Here is a 22765-nt window from a genome sequence, read left to right on the forward strand (position 1 = left end):
CCTAACATCATGTCATGCTACATAATGTCCCGGACTATTTTAATCCTCCTTAAAAGCTTTTCGAACTGATATTTAAACAGTAAAGGAGGTTTGTATGTTTATACTTTATAGGCTGTTAGTATCAGTGGTTTTTTTGTTTATTTTGATTAATTCAGATTTTTCAATGGCAAAAACATTGGACATTTCTCCAAATTTTAATCCCATAGCCATAAAGACGCTAAAAAACATAGGGCCAACAGACTTACCTGAGATCTCCCTAAGGGCAAGAGAGAGTGGCATAAAGCCAGTCTCACTAAAAAATGTTAATCTAAAATTAAAAGAAAAAGTTAATTGGCTCACAGACGATCAAACCAAGATTATAAGGGAGAATACAGAAAATGGTAAAATTAATGGAAGATTGGTACCTTTTGTTCAGCCTGGAGAGATTTATGCAGATCCCTATTCTTTATTGGCAATGAAGTTCATCGTTGGTGATGATGGTTATTATATTGTTATGGAAGCCGATGATGATATTGTGGAAGATATAACAATAGCCGAGCAAAAACTGTTTCTCAACGACGCAAATATTGTAAAGCTTGCTCCTGGAATAAAAGCTGTTTCTTTGGGGAAAAAATCAACTACATTTCAAGGGACAGGTTTTGCTTTTTATTTTGATGAACAGAAAAAACTTCCAGGTTATGATAAAGAAGGAAAGCTTGTGGAAGTGGCTCTTAAAGGATTTATTATAGTTGATGCACCTTCCGTTGAAGTAAAATATTCTAAAAACAGTGGCTATAAATTTATATTCATTACATCCCAAAATGCACAGGTAGATGTTAAATTTCATGCTGACTTAGAAAAAGATGTTAAAATACCACTATATGAATACAGTATTCCTGCTGATGGGTGTAAGGTTGGGATTGGGTTTTATCTTGTTATTGGTGTTGATGGTTCGATTACCTTTGCCTATGCCATAACTCAAAATGCTTCTTTAAAGGCTGGTTTATATGGGGATACAGCATATTTTATCCCAACAAGTTTTAATACAGTAAAAGATTTTGATTTCAAGGTGAATGCTGATAATGTTTCCTTATCTGCTAATCTAAAAGGTGAGGCGAGTATCTTGGCTGAGGTGATTTTTGAAGTGATAAACAAAGGTAAAATAGTTTTAGATAATAAGATAGGGCTATTGTTAGATGTTAAATCCAATGTTAAAGGAGCAACAGGTGATTTTTTAAGCATAAAAGGGGATGGTTTCATGAAAGTTACTGGCAAAGTCAAAATAAAATCTTTCGATAAAAGCAAGGATCTGTATGAATATAAATATCCTCTTTTTAGTTACATAAAAGAAAGAACCAGTCGATATAGTATTTCCCTTACTGATGTATGCGCTTACACTGATACTATAAAAGGGCAGATAATAGAAGGTTTACATCCATACGCAGATAAAGATGTAAGTATCAAAATTACTACTAGTGCTGGTGAAGAACGTTTGATAAATGGAAAAACTGATAAAAATGGTAATTTTAGATTTTCGTTTGATCTAAGAAAAGGTGATTATGTTAGTGTAAAGATTCCTGGTACTACCAATAATTTCTCCGAATCTAAAGAAGCAACATTTCCATATGATCAAGTATTTATAGAAAAGGTGGATTTTATCCAAAATGTTGTTAAGGGTTATGTGAATGCAGCTGACGGAGTTCCAAAGTATAATGGATCTATTTCTGTTGTTGTAGAAAGAACAAATAATATCCCTATCCATGCAACAGAAAATGTATCCATCCCTATTTCGTATCCTATAAAATTTCAGGCTCAAGTGATCAATGGGGTATTTCTTTTTTCTAATTATGATATAAGACCTTTTGATAAAGTATATGCAATTTTAGAAAAAGAGGGGTTTGTTGTATCCAGCAATAAAAAAGAATCTGAAGGTATTGATGTGGCGATAGATGGTAGGTATTTACAAGAAGATGACAAGCTCAGTTCCCAAAACAGTTCAGTTATATTTAGCTATGAAGGAACATCTGCACCTTCTATAATTAGTCCTTATTACTTTGTTATAATAGATCATCCTTATGGGAAAAAATCAACTGAAACCAAACAAATAAAAGAATTTAGACTGAATACTAAACCTGTTCAGGGTTTTAAACAAATAGTATCTGATACTGGACCCTGGGAGATGGAGATAGGTGGTTATGTGGAACAACTAACCACTTCTTTTGAAAAATTCAAAGGGAACTTTTCAAATACATCTGGTAATATAGATTATAGAGTAATAGAGTCGGTTACCTTTTTCACCGAAGGGAAAAAGTTTGAACATACTAACATAGCTAAGCTGTCTGACGAAGACCGGAAAAAGAGTATATCGGGATATATTAATAAAGATAATCTTTTTTACGATAAAAAAGTTTTTGTTCACAAAGAAAATATTAATACAAAAGAGCCTTTTGTTAATGTGGCTCCAGTCTCTATCAAAAACTTTACAGCAGATGTTAGTGTAAACTACTACAATCCAGCCACAAATACTAAACCTACATATAGTAGAGCTTTTAAGGTTTCAATCTACAATGATATGCAGAAATTGGATGCAGGTGGTATGGATCCTGTCATAATATGGGATAAAAAAAATAAGCTTAAGACTGTAAAGTACATAGAATTTAAAAGGGATGAGATTGATAGGTATGATCTTGATGATTTTATTCATGAACTGAAAGATGTCAAGTTCGATCTAAAGTCCAACCTGGTAGCTGTAAATGGTGTATTGTGTTATACTTGGGAAAAGTCCCTGAAAACAAACCAACCAACTAATAGCAAGTTAGAGGTTTTCGTAGCTAAAGAAACCAATTTACCAGTAAAAGTTATCTTCTACGATGGTAATTTGCAGAGGATAGAGTTAAACTTTTCTAACTGGCAAAGGGTTGTTGAAAAAATATAAAAATGTTAATATATTTATGCTGAGAAAATTTTTACTTAAGAGGTATGAAAATGAAAGTACTAAACATCAAATGGCAGCGCCTATTATCTGAAGGAGAGACATGTCCCAGATGTGCATTAACAGAACAAGAAATAAAGGAAGCTATTTCCGTACTCAAGGAATCTCTTTTGCCATTGGGTGTAGATGTTGTTCTGCAAAAGGGTGAAATCTCTTTAGAGGATTTCGAAAGGGATCCGCTAAGATCTAATCAAATTTGGCTCAACGAGAGACTCTTAGAGGATTGGCTTGGAGGAACATTCGGACAAAGTCCATGTTGTGATGTATGTGGACCTGCTGAGTGTAGAACCGTTGAAATAGATGGTTATGTTTATGAGTCGATACCAGCAGAACTTATAATTAAAGCTGGGCTTTTTGCAGCTTCACACATAATAGCTAAAGGAGAAAAGGGACAATGTTGTGAAATAAATGTTCCTAAAAGACCAAATAGAAGTTGCTGTTAATAGAGATATTTAAAAGTATCGGGGCGGAGGGATTTGAACCCCCGACCCTCGGTTCCCAAGACCGATGCGCTACCAAGCTGCGCTACGCCCCGAAGGAAGCAAACTTATATTATAATTTCCATTTTATGTCAACTAAAATTTTACTTTTTGAATTTTATTAAAACTACATGGTAGATATGTATTATTTATGAAAAATTGTGCCTTTTTGGAAACTATCTGGTAGATTTTCTATCTCTAAATACTTAAACCCAATATTTCTGAATTCTTCCCTTATTTTTTTACTACAGGCATAAGTTGTTATAACACCATCATCCTTTAAAATATCATAAAGCTTATTTATGACATCTCTGCTCCACATTTCTGAGTTTTTATTTTTGCTAAAGGGATCGAAATATATAACATCATATGAATCTGTTTCTTTTAAAATTTCTGTCACTGCATCACCATATCTTAGGTCAAAGTAATATTTATCGTATTCACCATTTTTAATTAACTTTTTTAAGATTTTAAATCCATTGACTGGCCACAGAATCTCAAGATTATAAACGATATTTATTAGTTCTTTATCTTTTTCAAGGGAGACAATATGGAGTCTGTTTTTGAGATCAAGAGTTTTCTCTATAGTTACTGCGATATTATAACCTAACCCAAATCCTATGTCTAAGAGTTTTATCGATTTTTTTAACAATTTCTCCCTGATTCCAGAGGCTAATACATATTTGTACAGACTTTCTGTGTAAGCTCCTATCGATTTTGCATGGTAAGCTTCCTCATAGGTGAGGTTGTAAAAGGATATGGATCCATCAGCAGTAGCAAAAAGTTTTTTATCATTTAATAATGGGACTAAATTGGGCATTTTCAAAGATTATGTGCCAGCTTTCTCCAATCTTCTCTGGGTAATCATCCCTGTAATGGGCTCCCTTGCAACCTTTTCTTTCAAGTGCAGCAGTAGTTAACAAAATAGAAACAGTGATAATGTTTTTGAGCTCACCACATTTCCTTGATAAGGGGGTCTTATTTTCTATATCTTTTAAAACAGAGGTTAAATATTCTAAGCAGGTTTTTAATGATTTTTCATTTCTCACGATACTTGCATTTTTCCACATGATTTCCTGTACATTTTCGTATATTAGTTCTACATCTTTAGGATCGATGTAACTATTTACTTTATAATCCACTTTTATAATATCACATGATTTGGTATCGATAATTGCAGCTTTTGCACTTCTTCCACCAAATACCACACCTTCAAGAAGGGAGTTACTTGCTAGTCTATTAGCACCATGAACGCCTGTACAGGCAACCTCACCGCAAGCGTATAGATTTTCTATATTAGTTCTACCCCAAATATCTGTACTTACTCCACCCATATAATAATGGGCTGCAGGGCTAACTGGTACCAGCTCTTTTGTTATATCAATACCATAATTGAGGCATGTATTATATATCTTGGGAAATCTATTTATAACGAATTCTTTGTCAAGGTGGGTCAAATCCATATAAACGAATTCTGAGTCTGTTTTCATCATTTCAAAAAATATACTTCTACTCACTATGTCCCTTGGTGCCAGTTCTGCCATAGGGTGATAATTGTGACAAAACCTTTTCCCATGAATGTTTCTTAAAACAGCCCCTTCACCCCTCATCGATTCGCTTAACAAGAAAGCTGGAGTATTTTTTAGATGAAGCGCAGTGGGATGAAACTGGAAGAACTCCATATCTTTTATAGTCGCTCTTGCTCTAAAAGCTATAGCTATACCATCACCTGTGGACACTTCGGGATTTGTTGTCCTCTTGAAGATTCTACCTGCACCACCAGTGGCTAGTATTATTGCTTTAGAGTAGTAAAACTCCTGTTCGTTATTAAGCTCATTAATGACAAAAACGCCGTAGACCTTATTGTTTTGAGTTATAAGGTCTACAGCGAAATGATTATCAAGTTTGTCTATATTACCTACCTTTGAAACAGCCTCTTTTAGAGCTCTTACGATCTCATGCCCTGTGGCATCACCTCTGGCATGAATGATTCTATTTACACTATGGGCTGCTTCACGGGTGAAGTCAAAATGATCACCATGCATGTCAAACTTTGCTCCGTATGCTATAAGCTCTCTTATGTACTTAGGTCCTTCTTCTACAAGGGTTAACACGGCGTTTTTATCACACAACCCATCTCCAGCATTTATAGTGTCTTCATAATGAAGAAAGATATCATCATCATCTGAGAGAACCACAGCAACACCACCTTGTGCATACTCTGTGCTACCTTCACCAAGAATAGACTTTGTAATTATTGCTACAGTTCCATGTTTCGATAGCTCCAGTGCAGCCCTAAGTCCAGCTACTCCAGAACCTAAGACTATATAGTCATAGGAGTCTATTTTCATCCTACCACCTAATACCGAATTTCAAACCTAATTGATTAGCATGTCCAACACTGCCTTCGACAGTAAAATTCAAGAATGGAAATGGTGTAATAGAAACCCCTGCAAAAGCTCTGTAGATCATTTCATGCACATCATCTAAAGCGACATACTTTGAGCTTTCAGAAGCATTCACCCTAAGGGCAGTTACTCCTGCATAGGGTGTCAAAAAAAGTATACCTTTGCTGATTGATATATCAAGCTGTTGTGTATTTATATCAAGTTCATCCACACCTTCAAGTTTTGAAAAGGCACCTCTTATGGCAAGAGCAGGGGTTAATGGTGTTCCACTTAGAATAGCATATTTAAGTTCAATACCCCAAAGCTGTATATCTGAACCTGGTACCTTTGAGTACATAGCTCCTATATCAAAACCCATAGGCAAACCTTTCATGGCGTGTAATCTTGGAACAGGTATCACAGGGAATACATCTTCGTTTTTAAAAGCTTTTTTCCAATAGTCTTTATTGTCATCGATTTTTGTAAAAGTGATCTCTGCGCTAATATCAAAGCCTGTGATGCCAAGTGGTTCTGCTGGTGCCATAGGATTAAAAGCCAATGCTACACCAAAGTCTTTGGCCAGATCCTTAAACATCTGATTGGTATAACCTGGTTGAAATTCAATCTCTTTTGCTACCAGTGGAATTGAGAAAAGTGTGAAAAGTAAAAGTGTGAAAACTATTTTCTTCATAGCTACCCCCTTATTTTATTTTAAAAGAGTCAGGGAGATGGAATTCATTTTTTGTTCTGCTGAAATACCCCATTTTGACCCTTTTATTCTTCTTTTTAATATATTTGAGCATATTTTTCAATCCAAATATTTCTGTATTTTCTATCTTGTTTTCAGCAAAAAAGATATCCTGATTTGTTTTAAGTTCCCTTAATTTGATATAATCTATTTTAAAAGTTGATATAAATTCTAGAGTTTTCTCATATTCTTTTACAGTATCTGTAAAACCAGGCAATGTTAATAAGTTTACGGATATGTATAAATTCTGTTTTTCAGCGAATTCAAATAGTTTGGTGAATATTTCAAAAGATATCCCCTTTTTGGCGAGGTAATCTGGGTTAAAAGAATCGACATCAAAGCTTATGGAGTCTATATATTCACTTAAAGAGCTTTTGAATTTTTCCATAGAAAAGGTTTTTATGTTCAAATTTAATGTTATGGTATCATTTTTTTCCTGTTTTATCATTTCAATGGTTTTGCTGTCTAAATCATATTTCAATGTGATTACAAAAGATAATTGTAAGTCCGATATGGTTCTAATAAAGTGAAACGTTGCTTCAAGCTCTTTATGGTTTTTGACAATTATTTCGCAATTTGTTAGATAATCTAACATATACTGTTTGTTTAAGAATGAATATATATTCTCATGTTGAATAATACTAAAAATCTTCTTTTTGTTCTTTTCGTTTATGATATTTTTCTTTTCAATCAATATTGCAGGAACAACAAACCTATCATCCATCCAACCAACAGGAGTCAAGTGTGATGAGATGAGGTTGTTATCATTAGTATTTTTTTTGTAGGCTGGCAGTAATGTCCTGAGGTATCCTTTGGGTAATTCAACAGACACAGGAAAACCGCCGGAAAATTCAATGATTTTTGCTTGCATCTGATCGTAAGAGTAGGGGATGGCGTCTGGTATTGCTATTAATTTGCAGTTTTCTGGTAATGGTATCATCTCTAACTCATAGGGAACAATATTATAACTACCTGTTCTGAATACAGATTTAAGCACAGGGTGTTCGTAGACTACACCATTTTTATCAGAAAATACTAAATTTGGTATATTGTACATGTCGCTTCCTTAATATTTTGATCAGATTTTATATTGTGTTTTTTTAATATTTTCAATATAATAAATCTGAAAATTATTTTGAGAGGTGTTATATGACTGATATAGTGGATATTTATGCAAGAGAGATTATTGATTCAAGGGGCAATCCAACAGTAGAAGTTGAAGTAGTAACAAGTGAAGGTATTGTAGGAACAGCGGCCGTACCCTCGGGAGCTTCCACTGGTGAAAGGGAAGCAATTGAACTTAGAGATGGTGATAAAAATAGGTTTATGGGTAAAGGTGTTTTGAAAGCTGTTCAAAATGTCAATGAAATAATAGCCCCTGAGCTTGAAGGCATTGATGTCACAGAGCAGAAGTTAATTGATGAAATAATGATAGATCTGGATGGAACGAAAAACAAGGAAAAGCTTGGCGCAAATGCAATCCTTGCAGTATCTCTTGCGTGTGCAAGAGCTGCTGCTATTTCGTTGGGTTTGCCACTGTATCGTTATATCGGTGGCACCTATGCCCATACTTTACCGGTACCCATGATGAACATTTTAAACGGTGGAAAACATGCGGATAATAATGTGGATATTCAGGAATTTATGATAATGCCAGTTGGAGCAGATTGTTTTAGTGAAGCTCTAAGAATGGGGGTAGAGGTATTCCATACACTAAAAAAGGTCTTACATGACAAAGGTTATAGTACTTCTGTTGGGGATGAAGGTGGTTTTGCTCCAAATCTAAAATCAAATGAAGAAGCCATAGAAGTAATACTCAAATCTATCGAAAAAGCAGGCTATAAACCAGGAAAAGATATATATCTTGCCCTTGATTCTGCGTCCAGCGAGTTTTATAGTAAAGGTAAATATACAATGGCAGCTGAAGCTAATCCAGAAAAAAGCTCCGAAGAGATGATAGAATATTACACATATCTGATAGCTAAGTACCCAATCATCTCAATAGAAGATGGTTTGGCAGAGAACGATTGGGATGGATGGAAAAAACTCACAAGCAAGCTGGGCAAAAAGATACAGCTTGTAGGTGATGACATATTCGTAACGAATACAGAGATTTTAGCAGAAGGGATCAAAAAGGGTGTGGCTAACTCTATTCTTATTAAATTAAATCAGATAGGGACACTTACAGAAACTTTAGCTGCTATTGAAATGGCAAAAAGAGCTGGGTATACCTGTGTGATATCCCATAGATCTGGAGAAACAGAAGATACAACTATTGCTGATTTGGCAGTGGCAACAAACGCTGGTCAGATAAAAACCGGCTCCCTATGTAGGACAGATAGGGTATGTAAGTATAACCAGCTGCTAAGAATAGAAGATGAGCTTGGTGATCAGGCCTATTATCCTGGTATTAAAGCATTTTATAATTTAAAATGAAAAGGGAGCGAATCTCCCTTTTCTTCTTATTTGTCTAACTCAAGGTATATATCTTTGTATTGAACGTATCTTTCAGCGTAGTCCCTAATACTTTTTATATCATCATCTAAAAGACTTTTGATAACTTTACCTGGATTACCCATGATTAAGGAGTTTGGTGGAAAAGTTTTGTTTGGAGGGATGAGTGTTCCAGCTGCAATAATAGTATTTTCAGAGATAACAGAATTATCAAGAACAATAGCTCCTATCCCCACCAAGACATTATCTTTTATAGTACATCCATGTAGTGTGGCATTGTGACCTATTGTAACATAGTTGCCTATGACGGTTGGATATTTATCCTTAGTAACATGGATTACAGTTCCATCCTGCACATTTGATCTTTTTCCTATGATTACCTTTTCTACATCAGCTCTAATAGTCACGTTATACCAAATACTAACATCATCTTCTAAAATGACTTCTCCAAAAACTGTGGCGTTTTTGGCAATAAAGACACGCTTGCCTTTTACAACTTCAGTTAGGATCCTCTTCCTTACATTAATCATTCTTTTTTTCCTTTTTTAAAACAATTTTTACAGTGGTACCATAATCTTTTTTGGATGTAACAATAAGATCGCCAGACATTTTTTCCATTAGGTATTTTGAGATGGGCATACCTATCCCCACACCTTCTGATAAAGATAAAGGCTGATCCTGCATAATTAGTTTTGTAAAAGGTTCGAAAACCCTTTTCAACTCATCCTCCGTCATCCCAATACCTGTATCTGAGATTATCACGTATAGATGATTTTCATCTTCTTCAGTGTATATCGTAATTTCACCTTTTTTGGTGTATTTTGTGGCATTCTCTAAAATATGGGTTAGAACCTTATTCAGGGCTTTTTCATCAGCGTATACATGAGGATAATAATTTTTTAGTCTTATGTTGAGTATAATGGACCTACTGTCTTTTAAAAGACCTTTAGCTGTTGATGCCAAAGCTTCAAGGGTAGGAGCAACATCTATATATTTTGGTGAAGGTTCGAGGATATCTTGTTTAAGATCGCTTAAGTCGAGTATGTTATTTATGATGTTAAGTAGTTTTTTGCCAGAATTGTGAATTGTTTTTATTAGGTTTTGCTTCTCTTCCTCTGTAATAGTAAATTCAGATTCCAATAATACGTGCGAAAAGCCTATGATGGCGTTAAGGGGGGTTCTAAGCTCATGGGACATGTTCGCAATAAAACGTCCCCTGTAGTTGGATAACTCCTCTAATTTGTTTTTTGTTTTGATAAGCTCAATATTTAGGATCTTTAGTTCGTTATTGGAGGTGTTTACTTCTAAAATCTGTTCCTCTAATTTATTTCTAACCATATTGAAATTGTTCTCTATTTCTAAAAATTCTTGAGTAAGATTCTTTAGGTGACTCTTCAATCCAAAAGCAATAAGTGTATATAACATAAAGCTAATTATAGAAAAAAATATAGCAAAAAAAATTAATTGATTATATATTAAAACTATAGATGTTAGTGATAGTGTAACTGCAATTGTGATAAAGAAAAAAAACTTTTTGTTAATTAACTTTATACCTTGACTTAAATTCATAATTGAATTATATATTATAAAAATTACAATAAATCAAGGAGTAAAGATGGGTTACGGAGAAAAAATTAGAGATATAAGAAAAAGATTAGGTATGACGCTTGAAGATGTATCTATCAAGACTGGCTTTACAAAAAGCTTTATTAGTCAAATAGAAAATGGTAAAAATTCACCATCTATAGCATCTTTAAAGAAGATCTGTTTTGCTCTGGGTATATCTATAAGTGAGCTTTTTGAGGATGAAAGAAATATTGTTTTTAAGTTTGAGAAAGAGGATTATAAAGTGTTGAAAAACAAGAGTATGGATATATACTTTCTGGCTTCTAAATATGCAAACAGAAAGATTGAACCTCTTATTTTGGAATTGGAGCCACATTCTGAGACAGGTACTGAGTTTTATCACCATACTGGTGAGGAATTTGGTTATGTTTTAGAAGGTACTGTGAATGTGGTAATTGGTACTGAAGAGTATAATCTCAAGGCTGGTGAATCTATATATTTCAGTTCCAATTTACCCCATAAGATCAGAAATAAAACAGATAAGAAAGCAAGAGCCTTTTGGGTAGGTACACCACCAAGTTTTTAGTATTGAAATTTTTTAAAATATAGTTTATATTAAAACAGTTGCTTGGATCCCTGCTGGGACTGAGACGGCTAACAGGATAGAATAAGGTGAGTACTATGGGCCTTTCGGTTAGCCGGAAGGCCTTTTTGTTTAGCTGGATAGGAGAAAATATGAGCAAATATGCTGAAATAAAAAAGCTTACTGTGAACCACTTAAAAGGTATGAAAAATGTAGATAAAATTGTATGCCTTACTGCCTACGATTATACTTCTGCTAAAATTCTGGACGAAGCTGGGGTTGATCTTATTCTTGTGGGTGATTCACTTGGTATGGTGGTAGCAGGGTATGAAAATACTCTACCAGTTACGCTTGATCAGCTTATACTTCATTGTAAATATGTTAAGAATGGTTCAAAAAGAGCTTTTCTTGTTGCAGATATGCCCTTTGGTTCCTATCAAGTTTCAGAAGAAGAAGCTTTGAAGAATTGTATAAGAGTGATAAAGGAGACAGGTTTTGATGCAGTAAAGATTGAAGGTGGGGTCGATATAGCTTCAATAATTAGAAAACTCAACAAGACAGGTATCAATGTAATGGGCCATATAGGATTGATGCCCCAACTGGTTAATACAATGGGAGGGTACAAAATTCAGGGTAGATACAATGAAGATCGGTTGTTGGAGGATGCTTTGGCACTGGAAGAAGCAGGTGTTTTTGCTATAGTCTTAGAAGGGATAATCGAAAAAGTATCTCAAAAGATCACAGAACGTGTCAAAGTGCCAACGATAGGTATAGGTTCTGGGAGATATTGTGATGGACAGATATTGGTATTCCATGATATATTTGGGTTGTATGATGATAAAACACCTAAGTTTGTTAAAAAGTATTTAAACGGTAGAGATCTCTTTTTTGAAGCTACAAAAAAATATATTAAAGAAACAAAAGAAAATATTTTTCCAGCTATAGAAAATGTTTTTCTGGAGTAGGTTTTTATGGATATTATTAGAGAGATAGTGGATATAAAAAACTGTATTTCAACCTTGAAAAAAACAGGCAAAAGTATAGGTTTTGTTCCAACAATGGGTTACCTTCATGAAGGGCATATAAGTCTCGTTCGTGCTTCAAAAAAGGAAAATAATATAACTGTGGTAAGTATTTTTGTAAATCCTACTCAGTTCGGTCCTAATGAAGATCTTGAAAGATATCCGAGGGATTTTGAAAGGGATGAATATTTGTTGAGAAAGGAAGGTGTGGATATAGTTTTTTATCCATCTGTAGAAGAGATATACCCTAAAGGTTATAGTACCTATATAGATGTTGAAAGAATAACTGGGCATCTTTGTGGACCCAAAAGACCTGGACATTTCAGGGGTGTAGCAACCGTAGTATGTAAACTTTTTAATATTGTAAAACCAGATAGGGCATATTTTGGTCTTAAAGATTATCAGCAGGTTTTGGTTATTAAAAGAATGGTTGCAGATCTTAATATGGATGTACAGATCATTGCTATGCCCATCATACGTGAGGTAGATGGTCTTGCTATGAGTTCAAGAAATGTTTATTTGAGTGGTGAAGAGAGAGAGTCTGCGTTATCATTATTTAGGTCTTTTACAATCGTAGATAAGGCGATAACAGAGGGTATTAGAGATTCTAAGATCATTAAAAAAATGGTTTCCGATTTCATCCTCTCACACCCTTTCACTAAGATCGATTATGTTGAAATTGTAGATCCAAACACATTGGAGCATATAGATATAATTGATAGAGATTTTTTAGTCGCTTTAGCAGTTTTTGTTAATAAAACAAGATTAATAGATAATAAAATATTTGAGGTGAAGCATGTTTAGATCCATGTTCAAAGCTAAAATCCATAGAGCTACTGTTACAGATGCAGATTTAAATTATGAAGGAAGTATAACTATTGACGAAGACCTTCTGGATGCCTCTGGGATACTACCTTTTGAAAAAGTAGATATATACAATATTACCAATGGGGCAAGGTTTTCTACTTATACCATTGTGGGTAAAAGAGGTTCAGGGGAGATATGTTTGAATGGTGCAGCAGCCAGGCTGGTGCAAAAAGGTGACTTAGTGATAATTGTCTCTTATGGACTCTATAGTGAAGAGGAGTTAAGAAACCATAAGCCTGTTGTTGTGCATGTAGATAGTAATAATAAAATTATAAAAGTAACAGAATAAATTATAGAGATTTGTGTTTTGGCATATCTATTCTTGATTGGAGCTGCACTATTTTGGTCAGGGAACTTTGTTTTAAGTAGAGGCATAAATAATATTATACCGCCTGTAAGTCTTGGTTTTTGGAGATGGGTTTTAGCTGGTGTGATTCTTTTACCTTTTTCCTATAAATATTTGATCAGGGATTGTGAAATAATAAAAAGTAACTTTAGATATTTAAATCTCTTGGCGTTTTTGGGAGTGACATGTTTTAATCCTCTTATATATGTTGCAGTTCATTATACCACAGCGATAAACGCAGTATTAGTAAATTCCTTTGTACCTATATTAATCCTCGTTATTTCCCTTTTCATGTACAAGGAAGCGCCGCATTTAAATCAGATCTTTGGGATTATTTTTTCGATGGTAGGTATTACTGTTATAATGTTAAAGGGTGATTTAAACAGTATCTATAGTTTTAAGTTTAACATTGGTGATATTTTGGTTTTTTTAGCTGCCTTTACGTGGGCTTTGTATACTGTTTTGTTAAAAAAGCTACCTAAGGATATTCATCCCATTGCTTTTCTTCAAATAATCATTTTCTTAGGGCTTTTATATATGTTTCCTTTTTATATTTTGGAGTATATTACTAAAGGGGGGTTTGTACTTGAGGTAAAAACTGCACTGAGTATCCTTTATGTTGCACTTTTTGCTTCAGTTTTCGCTTTTATAATGTGGAATCGAGCTGTAAAAGAGATTGGAGCGAATAGAGCAGGACCCTTTGTTCATCTTATGCCAGTTTTTGGAACTATTCTTGCAATTGTTTTTTTAGGGGAAAAACTCTATATTTACCACATTGTTGGAATTTTTTTGGTGTTTGTTGGTATATTTTTAGCTAATAAAGTTCCTGGTAAATAATAACTTTTTGCATCTTTTTACCTTTAAGAGATTTTTCCACATATATCTCCTCTAATGTCCAAGGATTTTTTTCAGTCCAATACATTACAGCAGAATAGGTGGATGGTAAAGGGGTAAATATCTGTGTCTGGTCTGGGGATATACAGTTCTTTTTAAGTAGATCTTTTAATTTTTTCATCTTTTCTAAGTTACATCCTGGATGAGCTGCTATGAAATAGTAGGTGAGGTAGTAATTTAATTTGTTTTTTTTACATGTATTATAAAATATGTTTACAAAATTTTTAAAGGGTGGTTTAGATGGTTTGCCCATCAAATCTAAAACATATTCGTCTATATGTTCTGGAGCTATTTTCATTTGTCCAGATGTATGATATTTGATGATCTCTTCAAGGTAGCGTAAGCCATATTTTTTGTCTTTTAGCACGAGATCATATCTTATGCCGGATGCGACAAAAAGTTTCTTTACACCAGGGATTTTTCTCAAATCTTCAAAAAGTTTTAGTAGTAAGTTGTGTTTTATGTTTATACTTTTACATACCTCAGGGAAGATACATCTCTTATTAATACATTTACCTTTGGTCATCTTTTTGTAACATTCCATATTATACATATTTGCAGTAGGACCTCCAACATCTCTAATTATGCCATCGAAATGTTTTAGTTTTGTAATGTTACTAATCTCTCTGATTATGGAGTCTCTGCTTCTGCTTATTACTCTTGTACCCTGATGTACAGTTATTGCACAAAAGTTACATTCTCCATAACATCCTCGATTGATGGTAACTGAAAACTTAACTGTATCGAGAGCTTTTACTTTACCGAGTTTTCTTATCTCTGGATGAATATTGTGTTCAAACTCCATTTCATAAAGTTCATCGAGTTCTTTTTGGGTCAATAATCTTTGTGGTGGGTTGTGAATGAGGTATCTATCACCATGTTTCTGGTAAAGTCCTTTTGCTGTAAGAGGATCGTTGTTTTGATAAAATGTGTGAAACATCTCTATAAATTTAGTTTTGTCATTTGCTACCTCTTCATATGCTGGAAGTGGGATGTAGTCAAAAATAGGTTCTTTATTTATGTAACATATCCCTTTTGTATCTAAGAATGTTTTACCTTCAGATATTTTTTTAGCTATTTCCAATAGAGTTAACTCTGCCATGCCATAAATGAGTATATCTGCTTTTGCATCAAAAAGGATCGATCTTCTTATTTTATTATCCCAGTAATCGTAATGAGCAATCCGTCTTAGACTTGCTTCAATACCACCAATTATAATTGGTTTTTTTAGTTTATCGTATTTTTTTATCAAGTTTGTGTATACGATGGTTGCTCTGTCTGGTCTCTTGTTGTTAACCCCTCCGGGGGTAAAATCATCAGATCGTCTTTTCTTTAATAAAGGGGTATAGTTGGCTACCATGGAATCAACACAGCCTGCAGTAACTCCCCAAAATAGCTTAGGTGTACCTAACGAGATTATATCTTTTTCAGAGTTGATATCTGGTTGGGAAATTATTCCAACTTTAAAGCCATTTTGCAATAACCACTTACCAAGTAAAGCAACACCACAGTAAGGGGAATCTATGTAGGTATCTCCACTAACAAATATGATATCAAGCTCATTCCATCCGAGTTTTTTCATATCTGATCTATTTATTGGAAGAAACATGATAATAGTGTATAATATAAGTATGCAGATAGTCAAAGAAAATTTTACAATACCCAATTGTCTTACAATAAGTAGGATAGTGTTGATACCATTTTTTGGTTACTTTATTTTTGAAGGTGAAGTAAAAAAAGCTTCTCTTCTTTTTGTGGCGATGGCTATCTCTGACTTTTTAGATGGTTTTATAGCAAGAAAATTTAATCAGATATCTCGTTTAGGAAAGTTTTTGGATCCACTTGCAGACAAGATGGTCATTCTTACGAGTATATTTGTTGCTGGCTTTTTTTCTGTAAATTATTCCATACCTTTTTATTTTGCAACAATCATATTTATAAAAGAGTTATATATATTGGTAGGTATAGTGGTTATTTATATGTTCAGGGGTAGGTTCAATATGAAAACACTTTTTATAGGAAAAATTACTATGTTTTTCGAGTATCTTACTGTTGTATTGTTCTTTATTGCTTTCTACTGGTCTTCTGTGCATTCGATTTTAATTGTATTTTATTTTATTACTGGTTTACTGGCTATCTTGTCTATGGTTTTGTACACGATTAGAAATTAAAATAATCTTGTTGCTATTTTCAGGAAAAAGTATATACTAATAAAGTTTGACGATTTTAAAAGTTGTCGCAATAAAGGAGAAAAGAAATAATGAACGAATTAACAAAATTTAAAGAATTAGGTTTGTCTGAAAACACCCTCAAAGCTCTCTCAAAGAAAGGTTTCGAAGAACCAACACCAATTCAGGAATTGGTTATACCCAAGCTTTTAAAAGGGGATAGAGATATAGTTGGACAAGCCCAAACAGGTACAGGCAAGACTGCAGCGTTTGGTCTTCCACTTATTGAATTACTCGATGATAAATCTCATTTTGTAGAGGCAATAGTTCTTACACCAACAAGGGAATTAGCTTTACAAGTGGCAGAGGAGATGAACTCCCTGAAAGGGAAAAAGAAGTTAAACATTGTCCCGATTTATGGTGGACAATCTATGGAGCTACAGCTAAGAAGATTGGAAAACAATGCCCATATTGTAGTGGGAACACCGGGTAGAGTGATAGATCATATAAATAGGAAGACCTTGAGACTTAATAAATTAAAATTTATGGTCCTTGATGAAGCTGATGAGATGTTAAACATGGGTTTTATTGATGATATTGAAGAGATCATAAAACATACAAACGAAGACAAAAGAATGTTACTCTTTTCTGCAACTATGCCTAAAGAGATACTAAATATAGCTAAAAAGTATATGAAAGATTATGAAGTCTTGGCTGTAAAAACAAAGCAACTGACCACTGAGCTAACAGAACAAATATATTTTCAGGTCAGAGAAGAGGATAAATTTGAGGCATTGTGCAGAATAAGGGATATGGAAAAAGAGTTTTATGGCCTCATTTTTTGTAGGACTAAAGTGGATGTGGACAATGTCTGTAATAGACTTATAGATAGAGGTTACAATGCAGAAGCTCTTCATGGTGATATATCCCAGTATCAAAGGGAGAGAATATTAAAGCGTTTTAAGGCAAAACAGATCAATATGCTTGTTGCAACAGATGTGGCTGCTAGAGGTATAGATATCAGTGACTTAACACACGTTATAAATTATTCTTTACCCCAGGATCCTGAATCATATGTTCACAGAATTGGTAGGACTGGTAGAGCCGGAAAAGAAGGTACAGCGATAACCTTTGTCACTCCTGAAGAGTATAGAAGACTTCTTTATATTATGAAAATAGCTAAAGCTGAAATAAAAAAGAAAAAAGTCCCTACCGTCCAAGAGGTGATTCAGGCTAAAAAAGAGAGGATTAAGGATGAAATAGGGGAGATCCTCTCCGATGATATCTCAAAAGATTATTTCGCACTAGCGGAGAAATTGATAGAGGAGTATGATCCGAAAGAGCTTGTTGCTTCCCTTTTAAAAATGAACTATAAAGACGACTTTGAAGAGGAAAGTTATTCTGAGATATCAGAAGTATATGATGTTGATAAAAAAGGTAAGGCTAGACTTTTTATTGCAATGGGTAAAATGGATAATATGACACCTAAAAAGATAGTGGATTTCATCGTTGATAAAACAGGAGTAAAAGCTACTGATATAAAAGAGGTAAAGGTTTTTGATAAGTTTTCGTTTATCAGTGTACCTTATGAAGATGCTACGTATATTGTAAACATCTTTAAAAAGCAGAATAGAGGAAAAAGACCATTGGTGGAGATTGCAAAAGAGGGTAAAAAATAAAGAATTTATGAAAGGCGCGTTGCTTTTTATATTTTTGATAATTCCATTTTTTGGTCAATCAATAATTATAAACCATATCAATACAAACGAGAAGATTGTAGCCTTTACCTTCGATGCCTGTGAAACTAAAACACCAGCAACATTTGACAAAGGGATTTTAAACTTTATTTTGAGTAAAAAGTTACCTGTTACTATTTTTGTAAACGGAAAATTTGCAATTAGAAATAGGGATTCTATAAAGGAGCTTTCCTCTCATCCTTTCATATCAATACAGAATCATTCTTTTCATCACTATCTCCATATGGAAAAAATGAAAGAAAAGGATATAAAGGATGATTTGAGGATGGCGTCAGAGATAATTTTTAATCTTACAGGAAAAAAAGATAGGTTTTTTCGCTTTCCAGGTGGCAATTATGATAATAATTCACTTACTGTTGTTGAAAAGGAAGGATATAAGGTTGTTCATTGGAGCTTTGAATCAGGCGATCCTGATAAAAACATGACCAAAGAGAAACTTATCAGCCGAGTAAAAGGTAAAGTAAAACCAGGTTCTATTTTAATTTTTCATATAAATGGTAGGGGTTTGCATACAGCTAAGGCTCTTCCAGAAATAATAAACTTTTTGGATGAAAAAGGCTACAGGTTTGTTTTGTTAGAGGATATTTTATAGGAAAAAATCGATTGAAGTTTTTTGAAATAGAATTTATAATGAATTATAAATAACAAAAAAAGGAGGATAAGCCAATGCAGCTGTTCAAATTGACCGAAGATCAACTAAGAAACAGTGCAACCACTTTGATTATCCAGAGAGCAGAAAACTATATAGGTAAATTTTCCAATTGTAAGATAGAAGGACCCATTTTGAAAGGTTCTATAAAAGGTAATCATGGCATATACAATGTAGAGCTTAGAATAGATACAGATCCTATATTATATAAATGTGATTGTGATACTTCTAAGACATCTTTTTGCAAACACGCGGCTGCACTTGGCCTTACATACATATACACCCCTTGGGTTTTTGAATTAGATCATATACCTGATAGAAGTAAAATTTCCTCTTTTGAAGAACTTCAATATTATGTAAAAACCGTTAAGCTTAAAGATCTTTTGGATGAAATCAGAACATGCTGTATCACCGTTGCACAACTCTCAGAACTTTTAGGTATCTCTGCACAACAGCTACTTGCCATAATAAAAGATGATCAGAACAACAAACATCATATTTTGACAGATCCGATAAAGTTATCATGCATGTACATTCTGGAGAAAAGGCTACAGTTCAAATAAAAAAGCGGGGATAACAACCCGCTTTTTTATTGTATTTTAGTTATGATATTAAGTATAAAAATGTCTGGAGGAATGAAGTGCCAAAAAGAACAGATATAAAAAAGATTATGATCATTGGTTCAGGCCCTATAATAATAGGTCAAGCTTGCGAATTTGATTATTCAGGGACTCAGGCTTTAAAAGCGCTGAAAGAAGAAGGTTATGAGGTTATTCTTATAAACTCTAATCCTGCTACAATTATGACTGATCCTGAGTTTGCTGATGCCACATATATAGAGCCTCTTACTGTGGAAGCAGCTGAAAAGATAATAGAAAGGGAGAAACCTGATGCAATCCTTCCTACAGTTGGTGGGCAAACAGCGTTAAATTTAGCTTTATCATTACATAAAGCAGGTATTTTAGATAAACACAAGGTAGAACTGATTGGTGCTAAAGTTGATGCGATCAAAAAGGCTGAAGATAGAGAGCTTTTCAAAGCAGCTATGTTAAAAATAGGACTTGAGATGCCCAAAAGCTCTTATGTAAAATCTTTTGATGAAGGGATGGAAGCAATAAACAGGATAGGATTCCCGGCTATTATTAGACCATCTTTCACATTAGGTGGTACCGGTGGAAATGTAGCGTATAATATGGAAGAGTACAGGCGTTATCTTGAATGGGGCTTGGAAGCTTCACCAGTTGGTGAGGTTTTGGTGGAGGAGTCTATTTTGGGATGGAAAGAGTTTGAGTTGGAAGTGATGAGGGATCTTAAAGATAATGTTGTGATAATCTGTTCTATAGAAAACTTTGATCCTATGGGTGTTCATACAGGAGACAGCATTACTGTAGCACCAGCCCAAACATTAACAGATAAAGAATATCAAATCATGCGTGATGCTGCTATAAAGATTATGAGGGAGATAGGTGTAGATACTGGTGGTTCAAATGTTCAGTTTGCGGTGGATCCCAAAACCGGTAGACAGGTGGTTATCGAGATGAATCCGAGGGTTTCCAGAAGCTCTGCTTTAGCATCTAAGGCTACTGGATTTCCTATTGCCAAGATAGCTGCAAAGCTTGCCATTGGATATACATTGGATGAGATTGCAAACGATATCACAAAAAAGACACCAGCATCCTTTGAACCTACCATAGACTATTGTGTAGTAAAATTCCCGAGGTTTACTTTCGAAAAGTTTCCTGGTACAGATGATACACTTACCACACAGATGAAGTCTGTGGGAGAAGTAATGGCGATAGGAAGAACTTTTAAAGAGGCTTTACAAAAGGCTATAAACTCTCTCGAAATAGGAAAGACAGGTTTTGATGAAATTTTTGATTCTAAGGATTTTACTAAACCAGAAGTTATAGATGAGATTATATCTTACCTGAAAAGGCCCACTGATAAAAGAATGTGGTATATAGGTGAGGCTATAAGAGCTGGGTTGTCAATAGATGAGATATACAACTACTCCCATATAGATAAGTGGTTTCTTCATAACATCAAACAGATTATCGATACAGAATCTGAGATCAAAAATAAAAGAATAGATGATTTAACTGCTGAGGATATGTTAAAATACAAGGAGTTAGGTTTTTCGGATAGAAGACTTGCAAAACTTTTAAACACAGATGAGGATACAGTAGCCAAAAGACGCAAAGGAATGGGTGTAGTACCTGTATACAAAAGGGTTGATACCTGTGCTGCAGAGTTTGAATCTTATACACCTTATTTATATTCTACTTACGAAAAAGAATGTGAAGCAGATACAACAAATAGAAAAAAGGTTGTTATATTAGGCGGTGGCCCAAATAGGATAGGGCAGGGGATTGAGTTTGACTATTGTTGTGTTCATGCTTGTTACGCTCTATCTGAGATAGGTTATGAAACTATCATGATCAACTGTAATCCCGAGACTGTCTCTACAGATTACGATACATCTGATAGACTGTATTTTGAACCACTCACCAAAGAACATGTGTTAAACATTATAGATAAGGAAAAACCTGAAGGGATTATTGTCCAGTTTGGGGGGCAAACACCTTTAAAATTATCCGTACCACTTGAAAAAGCTGGAGTGAGGATACTTGGTACATCTTCAGACAGTATAGATATTGCAGAAGATAGGGAGAGATTCAAACTTTTAGTAGAAAAATTAGGCATTTTACAACCGGATAATGGTATAGCTAGAAATCCTTCTGAAGCTTTTAAAATTGCAGAGGAGATAGGTTATCCTGTGGTTGTTAGACCATCGTATGTTTTAGGCGGCAGGGCTATGGAGATAGTTTATGATAAAGAAGCTTTAGAAAATTATATGAGATTTGCTGTAGAAGCCAGTGAGAAACACCCGGTATTGATCGATAAATTTTTAGACAATGCCATCGAATTGGATGTTGATGTTATATCCGATGGAGAAGCAGTTGTTGTTGCAGGCATTATGCAACATATTGAAGAGGCTGGGATACATTCGGGTGATTCTGCATGTTCTATTCCACCACGAACAATATCGGCGGAAATAAAATATAAAATAATCGATATATCAAAAAGATTGGCTTATGAACTTAAAGTAACAGGTCTGATGAATATTCAGTTTGCTATAAAAAATAATGATATTTATATATTAGAGGTAAATCCTAGAGCATCCAGGACAGTGCCTTTTGTGAGTAAATCTATAGGTGTACCGTTGGCAAAGTTGGCAGCAAAAGTAATGTTGGGTAAGAAATTAACCGAACTTGGATTTACAAACGAGATAGATATCCCCTTTTATACTGTGAAAGAGTCTGTTTTCCCATTTGTTAAATTCCCTAATACAGATCCTATTTTAGGGCCGGAGATGAAATCTACAGGTGAAGTTATGGGCATTGATGTAAGTTTTGGTAAGGCTTATTATAAAGCTCAGATGGCAGCAGGTAATAAACTTCCGAAGTCAGGGAAGATTTTTATCAGTGTAAAAGATTCCGTTAAAGAGGATATTGTACCTATAGCTAAAGAGTTTGATAAATTAGGCTTTAAAATAATAGCTACTGCCGGAACATATAGTCTACTCAAGGAAAATGGTATAAATGTGGAGTTTGTTAAAAAGGTACAGGAGGGAAGACCAAACATTGTTGATCTTATAAAAAATAGAGAGATAAGCTTTGTGATAAACATTCCCCATGGGAAGAAATCAAGGCTCGATTCTACATCTATTAGAAGGGCTATATTGAGTTATAGTGTTCCTTATGTAACCACTATAGAGGCTGCTGAAGCATCTTTGCTGGGTATCAAGGAATATCTAAACGAAGGTTTAAAAGTAATGTCTATTCAGGAATATTATAAAACTATTAAAGGCTAA

Annotated in this window: 20 protein-coding genes and 1 tRNA gene; 13 read left to right on the plus strand and 8 right to left on the minus strand. The window is 34.3% G+C overall.

Features of this window, described 5'->3' with window-relative positions:
- Positions 1–94: 94 nt before the first annotated feature.
- Both N3C60_01405 and N3C60_01410 read left to right on the plus strand, forming a co-directional pair.
- Complete coding sequence (locus N3C60_01405) at positions 95–2914, plus strand: outer membrane lipoprotein-sorting protein (protein MCX8083566.1); 2820 nt, start codon at positions 95–97, stop codon at positions 2912–2914.
- A gap of 50 nt (positions 2915–2964) precedes the next feature.
- Entirely contained in the window at positions 2965–3414 is a 450-nt protein-coding gene (locus tag N3C60_01410; GenBank protein ID MCX8083567.1) for a DUF2703 domain-containing protein, read from the plus strand.
- A gap of 18 nt (positions 3415–3432) precedes the next feature.
- Here the strand turns inward: N3C60_01410 and N3C60_01415 are convergent.
- The 5 genes from N3C60_01415 to N3C60_01435 form a co-directional block, all read right to left on the minus strand.
- Positions 3433–3506, minus strand: a tRNA-Pro gene (locus tag N3C60_01415).
- An 89-nt stretch (positions 3507–3595) separates the two neighbouring features.
- Positions 3596–4270 (minus strand): MnmC family methyltransferase, encoded by a 675-nt coding sequence (locus N3C60_01420; GenBank protein ID MCX8083568.1) that lies wholly within the window; start codon positions 4268–4270, stop codon positions 3596–3598.
- Positions 4242–5801 (minus strand): L-aspartate oxidase, encoded by a 1560-nt coding sequence (gene nadB / locus N3C60_01425; protein ID MCX8083569.1) that lies wholly within the window; start codon positions 5799–5801, stop codon positions 4242–4244. Before nadB ends, N3C60_01420 begins: the two co-directional genes overlap by 29 nt.
- 1 nt (position 5802) lies before the next feature.
- Positions 5803–6528, minus strand: a complete 726-nt coding sequence (locus N3C60_01430; protein MCX8083570.1) for a hypothetical protein — start codon at positions 6526–6528, stop codon at positions 5803–5805.
- A 10-nt stretch (positions 6529–6538) separates the two neighbouring features.
- Entirely contained in the window at positions 6539–7642 is a 1104-nt protein-coding gene (locus N3C60_01435) for a hypothetical protein (protein ID MCX8083571.1), read from the minus strand.
- A gap of 92 nt (positions 7643–7734) precedes the next feature.
- Between N3C60_01435 and eno the strand changes: the two genes are divergently transcribed.
- Positions 7735–9021 (plus strand): phosphopyruvate hydratase, encoded by a 1287-nt coding sequence (gene eno / locus N3C60_01440; GenBank protein ID MCX8083572.1) that lies wholly within the window; start codon positions 7735–7737, stop codon positions 9019–9021.
- Between the two features lie 26 nt (positions 9022–9047).
- Here the strand turns inward: eno and N3C60_01445 are convergent, their stop codons facing one another.
- Both N3C60_01445 and N3C60_01450 read right to left on the minus strand, forming a co-directional pair.
- Complete coding sequence (locus N3C60_01445; protein MCX8083573.1) at positions 9048–9569, minus strand: gamma carbonic anhydrase family protein; 522 nt, start codon at positions 9567–9569, stop codon at positions 9048–9050.
- Positions 9562–10464 carry a HAMP domain-containing histidine kinase gene (locus N3C60_01450; GenBank protein MCX8083574.1) on the minus strand — a complete coding sequence of 301 codons (903 nt, stop codon included), beginning with the start codon at positions 10462–10464 and terminating at the stop codon, positions 9562–9564. Before N3C60_01450 ends, N3C60_01445 begins: the two co-directional genes overlap by 8 nt.
- 190 nt (positions 10465–10654) lie before the next feature.
- Here N3C60_01450 and N3C60_01455 point away from each other — a divergent pair, with 190 nt between their 5' ends.
- From N3C60_01455 to N3C60_01475, 5 genes are all read left to right on the plus strand, one after another.
- Positions 10655–11191 (plus strand): XRE family transcriptional regulator, encoded by a 537-nt coding sequence (locus N3C60_01455; protein MCX8083575.1) that lies wholly within the window; start codon positions 10655–10657, stop codon positions 11189–11191.
- A gap of 149 nt (positions 11192–11340) precedes the next feature.
- A complete protein-coding gene (gene panB, locus N3C60_01460) occupies positions 11341–12153 on the plus strand; it encodes a 3-methyl-2-oxobutanoate hydroxymethyltransferase (GenBank protein MCX8083576.1) in 813 nt (270 codons plus the stop codon).
- A gap of 6 nt (positions 12154–12159) precedes the next feature.
- The gene (panC, locus tag N3C60_01465) at positions 12160–13014 is read left to right on the plus strand and encodes a pantoate--beta-alanine ligase (protein MCX8083577.1); all 855 of its coding nucleotides are present in this window, start codon (positions 12160–12162) and stop codon (positions 13012–13014) included.
- Positions 13007–13366 (plus strand): aspartate 1-decarboxylase, encoded by a 360-nt coding sequence (locus tag N3C60_01470; protein MCX8083578.1) that lies wholly within the window; start codon positions 13007–13009, stop codon positions 13364–13366. Before panC ends, N3C60_01470 begins: the two co-directional genes overlap by 8 nt.
- Positions 13367–13384: 18 nt before the next feature.
- Positions 13385–14260 carry a DMT family transporter gene (locus N3C60_01475; GenBank protein ID MCX8083579.1) on the plus strand — a complete coding sequence of 292 codons (876 nt, stop codon included), beginning with the start codon at positions 13385–13387 and terminating at the stop codon, positions 14258–14260.
- On the opposite strand, the gene N3C60_01480 is transcribed toward N3C60_01475, so the two are convergent.
- Positions 14238–15926, minus strand: coding sequence for a YgiQ family radical SAM protein (locus N3C60_01480; GenBank protein MCX8083580.1), 1689 nt, complete (start codon positions 15924–15926; stop codon positions 14238–14240). The genes N3C60_01475 and N3C60_01480 overlap by 23 nt on opposite strands.
- Here N3C60_01480 and N3C60_01485 point away from each other — a divergent pair.
- The 5 genes from N3C60_01485 to carB all read left to right on the plus strand — a co-directional run bounded on the left by N3C60_01485 (position 15925) and on the right by carB (position 22765).
- On the plus strand, positions 15925–16488 hold the full coding sequence (locus N3C60_01485; GenBank protein ID MCX8083581.1) for a CDP-alcohol phosphatidyltransferase family protein: 564 nt from the start codon (positions 15925–15927) through the stop codon (positions 16486–16488). The two genes, N3C60_01480 and N3C60_01485, sit on opposite strands and share 2 nt — an antisense overlap.
- Positions 16489–16577: 89 nt before the next feature.
- Positions 16578–18164: a DEAD/DEAH box helicase gene (locus N3C60_01490; protein MCX8083582.1), complete on the plus strand. Its 1587-nt coding sequence runs from the start codon at positions 16578–16580 to the stop codon at positions 18162–18164.
- Positions 18165–18171: 7 nt separating this feature from the next.
- The gene (locus tag N3C60_01495) at positions 18172–18834 is read left to right on the plus strand and encodes a polysaccharide deacetylase family protein (GenBank protein ID MCX8083583.1); all 663 of its coding nucleotides are present in this window, start codon (positions 18172–18174) and stop codon (positions 18832–18834) included.
- Between the two features lie 74 nt (positions 18835–18908).
- Entirely contained in the window at positions 18909–19454 is a 546-nt protein-coding gene (locus tag N3C60_01500; protein ID MCX8083584.1) for a hypothetical protein, read from the plus strand.
- 77 nt (positions 19455–19531) lie between these two features.
- Entirely contained in the window at positions 19532–22765 is a 3234-nt protein-coding gene (gene carB, locus N3C60_01505; protein MCX8083585.1) for a carbamoyl-phosphate synthase large subunit, read from the plus strand.

It is taken from the genome of Calditerrivibrio sp., assembly GCA_026415135.1.
Classification (GTDB): domain Bacteria; phylum Chrysiogenota; class Deferribacteres; order Deferribacterales; family Calditerrivibrionaceae; genus Calditerrivibrio.

What these genes read in the sequence shown, in the direction of transcription:
- N3C60_01405 (MCX8083566.1), top strand. Translation starts at nt 95, where the DNA reads ATGTTTATACTTTATAGGCTGTTAGTATCAGTGGTTTTTTTGTTTATT.
- N3C60_01410 (MCX8083567.1), top strand. Translation starts at nt 2,965, where the DNA reads ATGAAAGTACTAAACATCAAATGGCAGCGCCTATTATCTGAAGGAGAG.
- N3C60_01420 (MCX8083568.1), bottom strand. Translation starts at nt 4,270, where the DNA reads ATGCCCAATTTAGTCCCATTATTAAATGATAAAAAACTTTTTGCTACT.
- nadB (MCX8083569.1), bottom strand. Translation starts at nt 5,801, where the DNA reads ATGAAAATAGACTCCTATGACTATATAGTCTTAGGTTCTGGAGTAGCT.
- N3C60_01430 (MCX8083570.1), bottom strand. Translation starts at nt 6,528, where the DNA reads ATGAAGAAAATAGTTTTCACACTTTTACTTTTCACACTTTTCTCAATT.
- N3C60_01435 (MCX8083571.1), bottom strand. Translation starts at nt 7,642, where the DNA reads ATGTACAATATACCAAATTTAGTATTTTCTGATAAAAATGGTGTAGTC.
- eno (MCX8083572.1), top strand. Translation starts at nt 7,735, where the DNA reads ATGACTGATATAGTGGATATTTATGCAAGAGAGATTATTGATTCAAGG.
- N3C60_01445 (MCX8083573.1), bottom strand. Translation starts at nt 9,569, where the DNA reads ATGATTAATGTAAGGAAGAGGATCCTAACTGAAGTTGTAAAAGGCAAG.
- N3C60_01450 (MCX8083574.1), bottom strand. Translation starts at nt 10,464, where the DNA reads ATGTTATATACACTTATTGCTTTTGGATTGAAGAGTCACCTAAAGAAT.
- N3C60_01455 (MCX8083575.1), top strand. Translation starts at nt 10,655, where the DNA reads ATGGGTTACGGAGAAAAAATTAGAGATATAAGAAAAAGATTAGGTATG.
- panB (MCX8083576.1), top strand. Translation starts at nt 11,341, where the DNA reads ATGAGCAAATATGCTGAAATAAAAAAGCTTACTGTGAACCACTTAAAA.
- panC (MCX8083577.1), top strand. Translation starts at nt 12,160, where the DNA reads ATGGATATTATTAGAGAGATAGTGGATATAAAAAACTGTATTTCAACC.
- N3C60_01470 (MCX8083578.1), top strand. Translation starts at nt 13,007, where the DNA reads ATGTTTAGATCCATGTTCAAAGCTAAAATCCATAGAGCTACTGTTACA.
- N3C60_01485 (MCX8083581.1), top strand. Translation starts at nt 15,925, where the DNA reads ATGATAATAGTGTATAATATAAGTATGCAGATAGTCAAAGAAAATTTT.
- N3C60_01480 (MCX8083580.1), bottom strand. Translation starts at nt 15,926, where the DNA reads ATGTTTCTTCCAATAAATAGATCAGATATGAAAAAACTCGGATGGAAT.
- N3C60_01490 (MCX8083582.1), top strand. Translation starts at nt 16,578, where the DNA reads ATGAACGAATTAACAAAATTTAAAGAATTAGGTTTGTCTGAAAACACC.
- N3C60_01495 (MCX8083583.1), top strand. Translation starts at nt 18,172, where the DNA reads ATGAAAGGCGCGTTGCTTTTTATATTTTTGATAATTCCATTTTTTGGT.
- N3C60_01500 (MCX8083584.1), top strand. Translation starts at nt 18,909, where the DNA reads ATGCAGCTGTTCAAATTGACCGAAGATCAACTAAGAAACAGTGCAACC.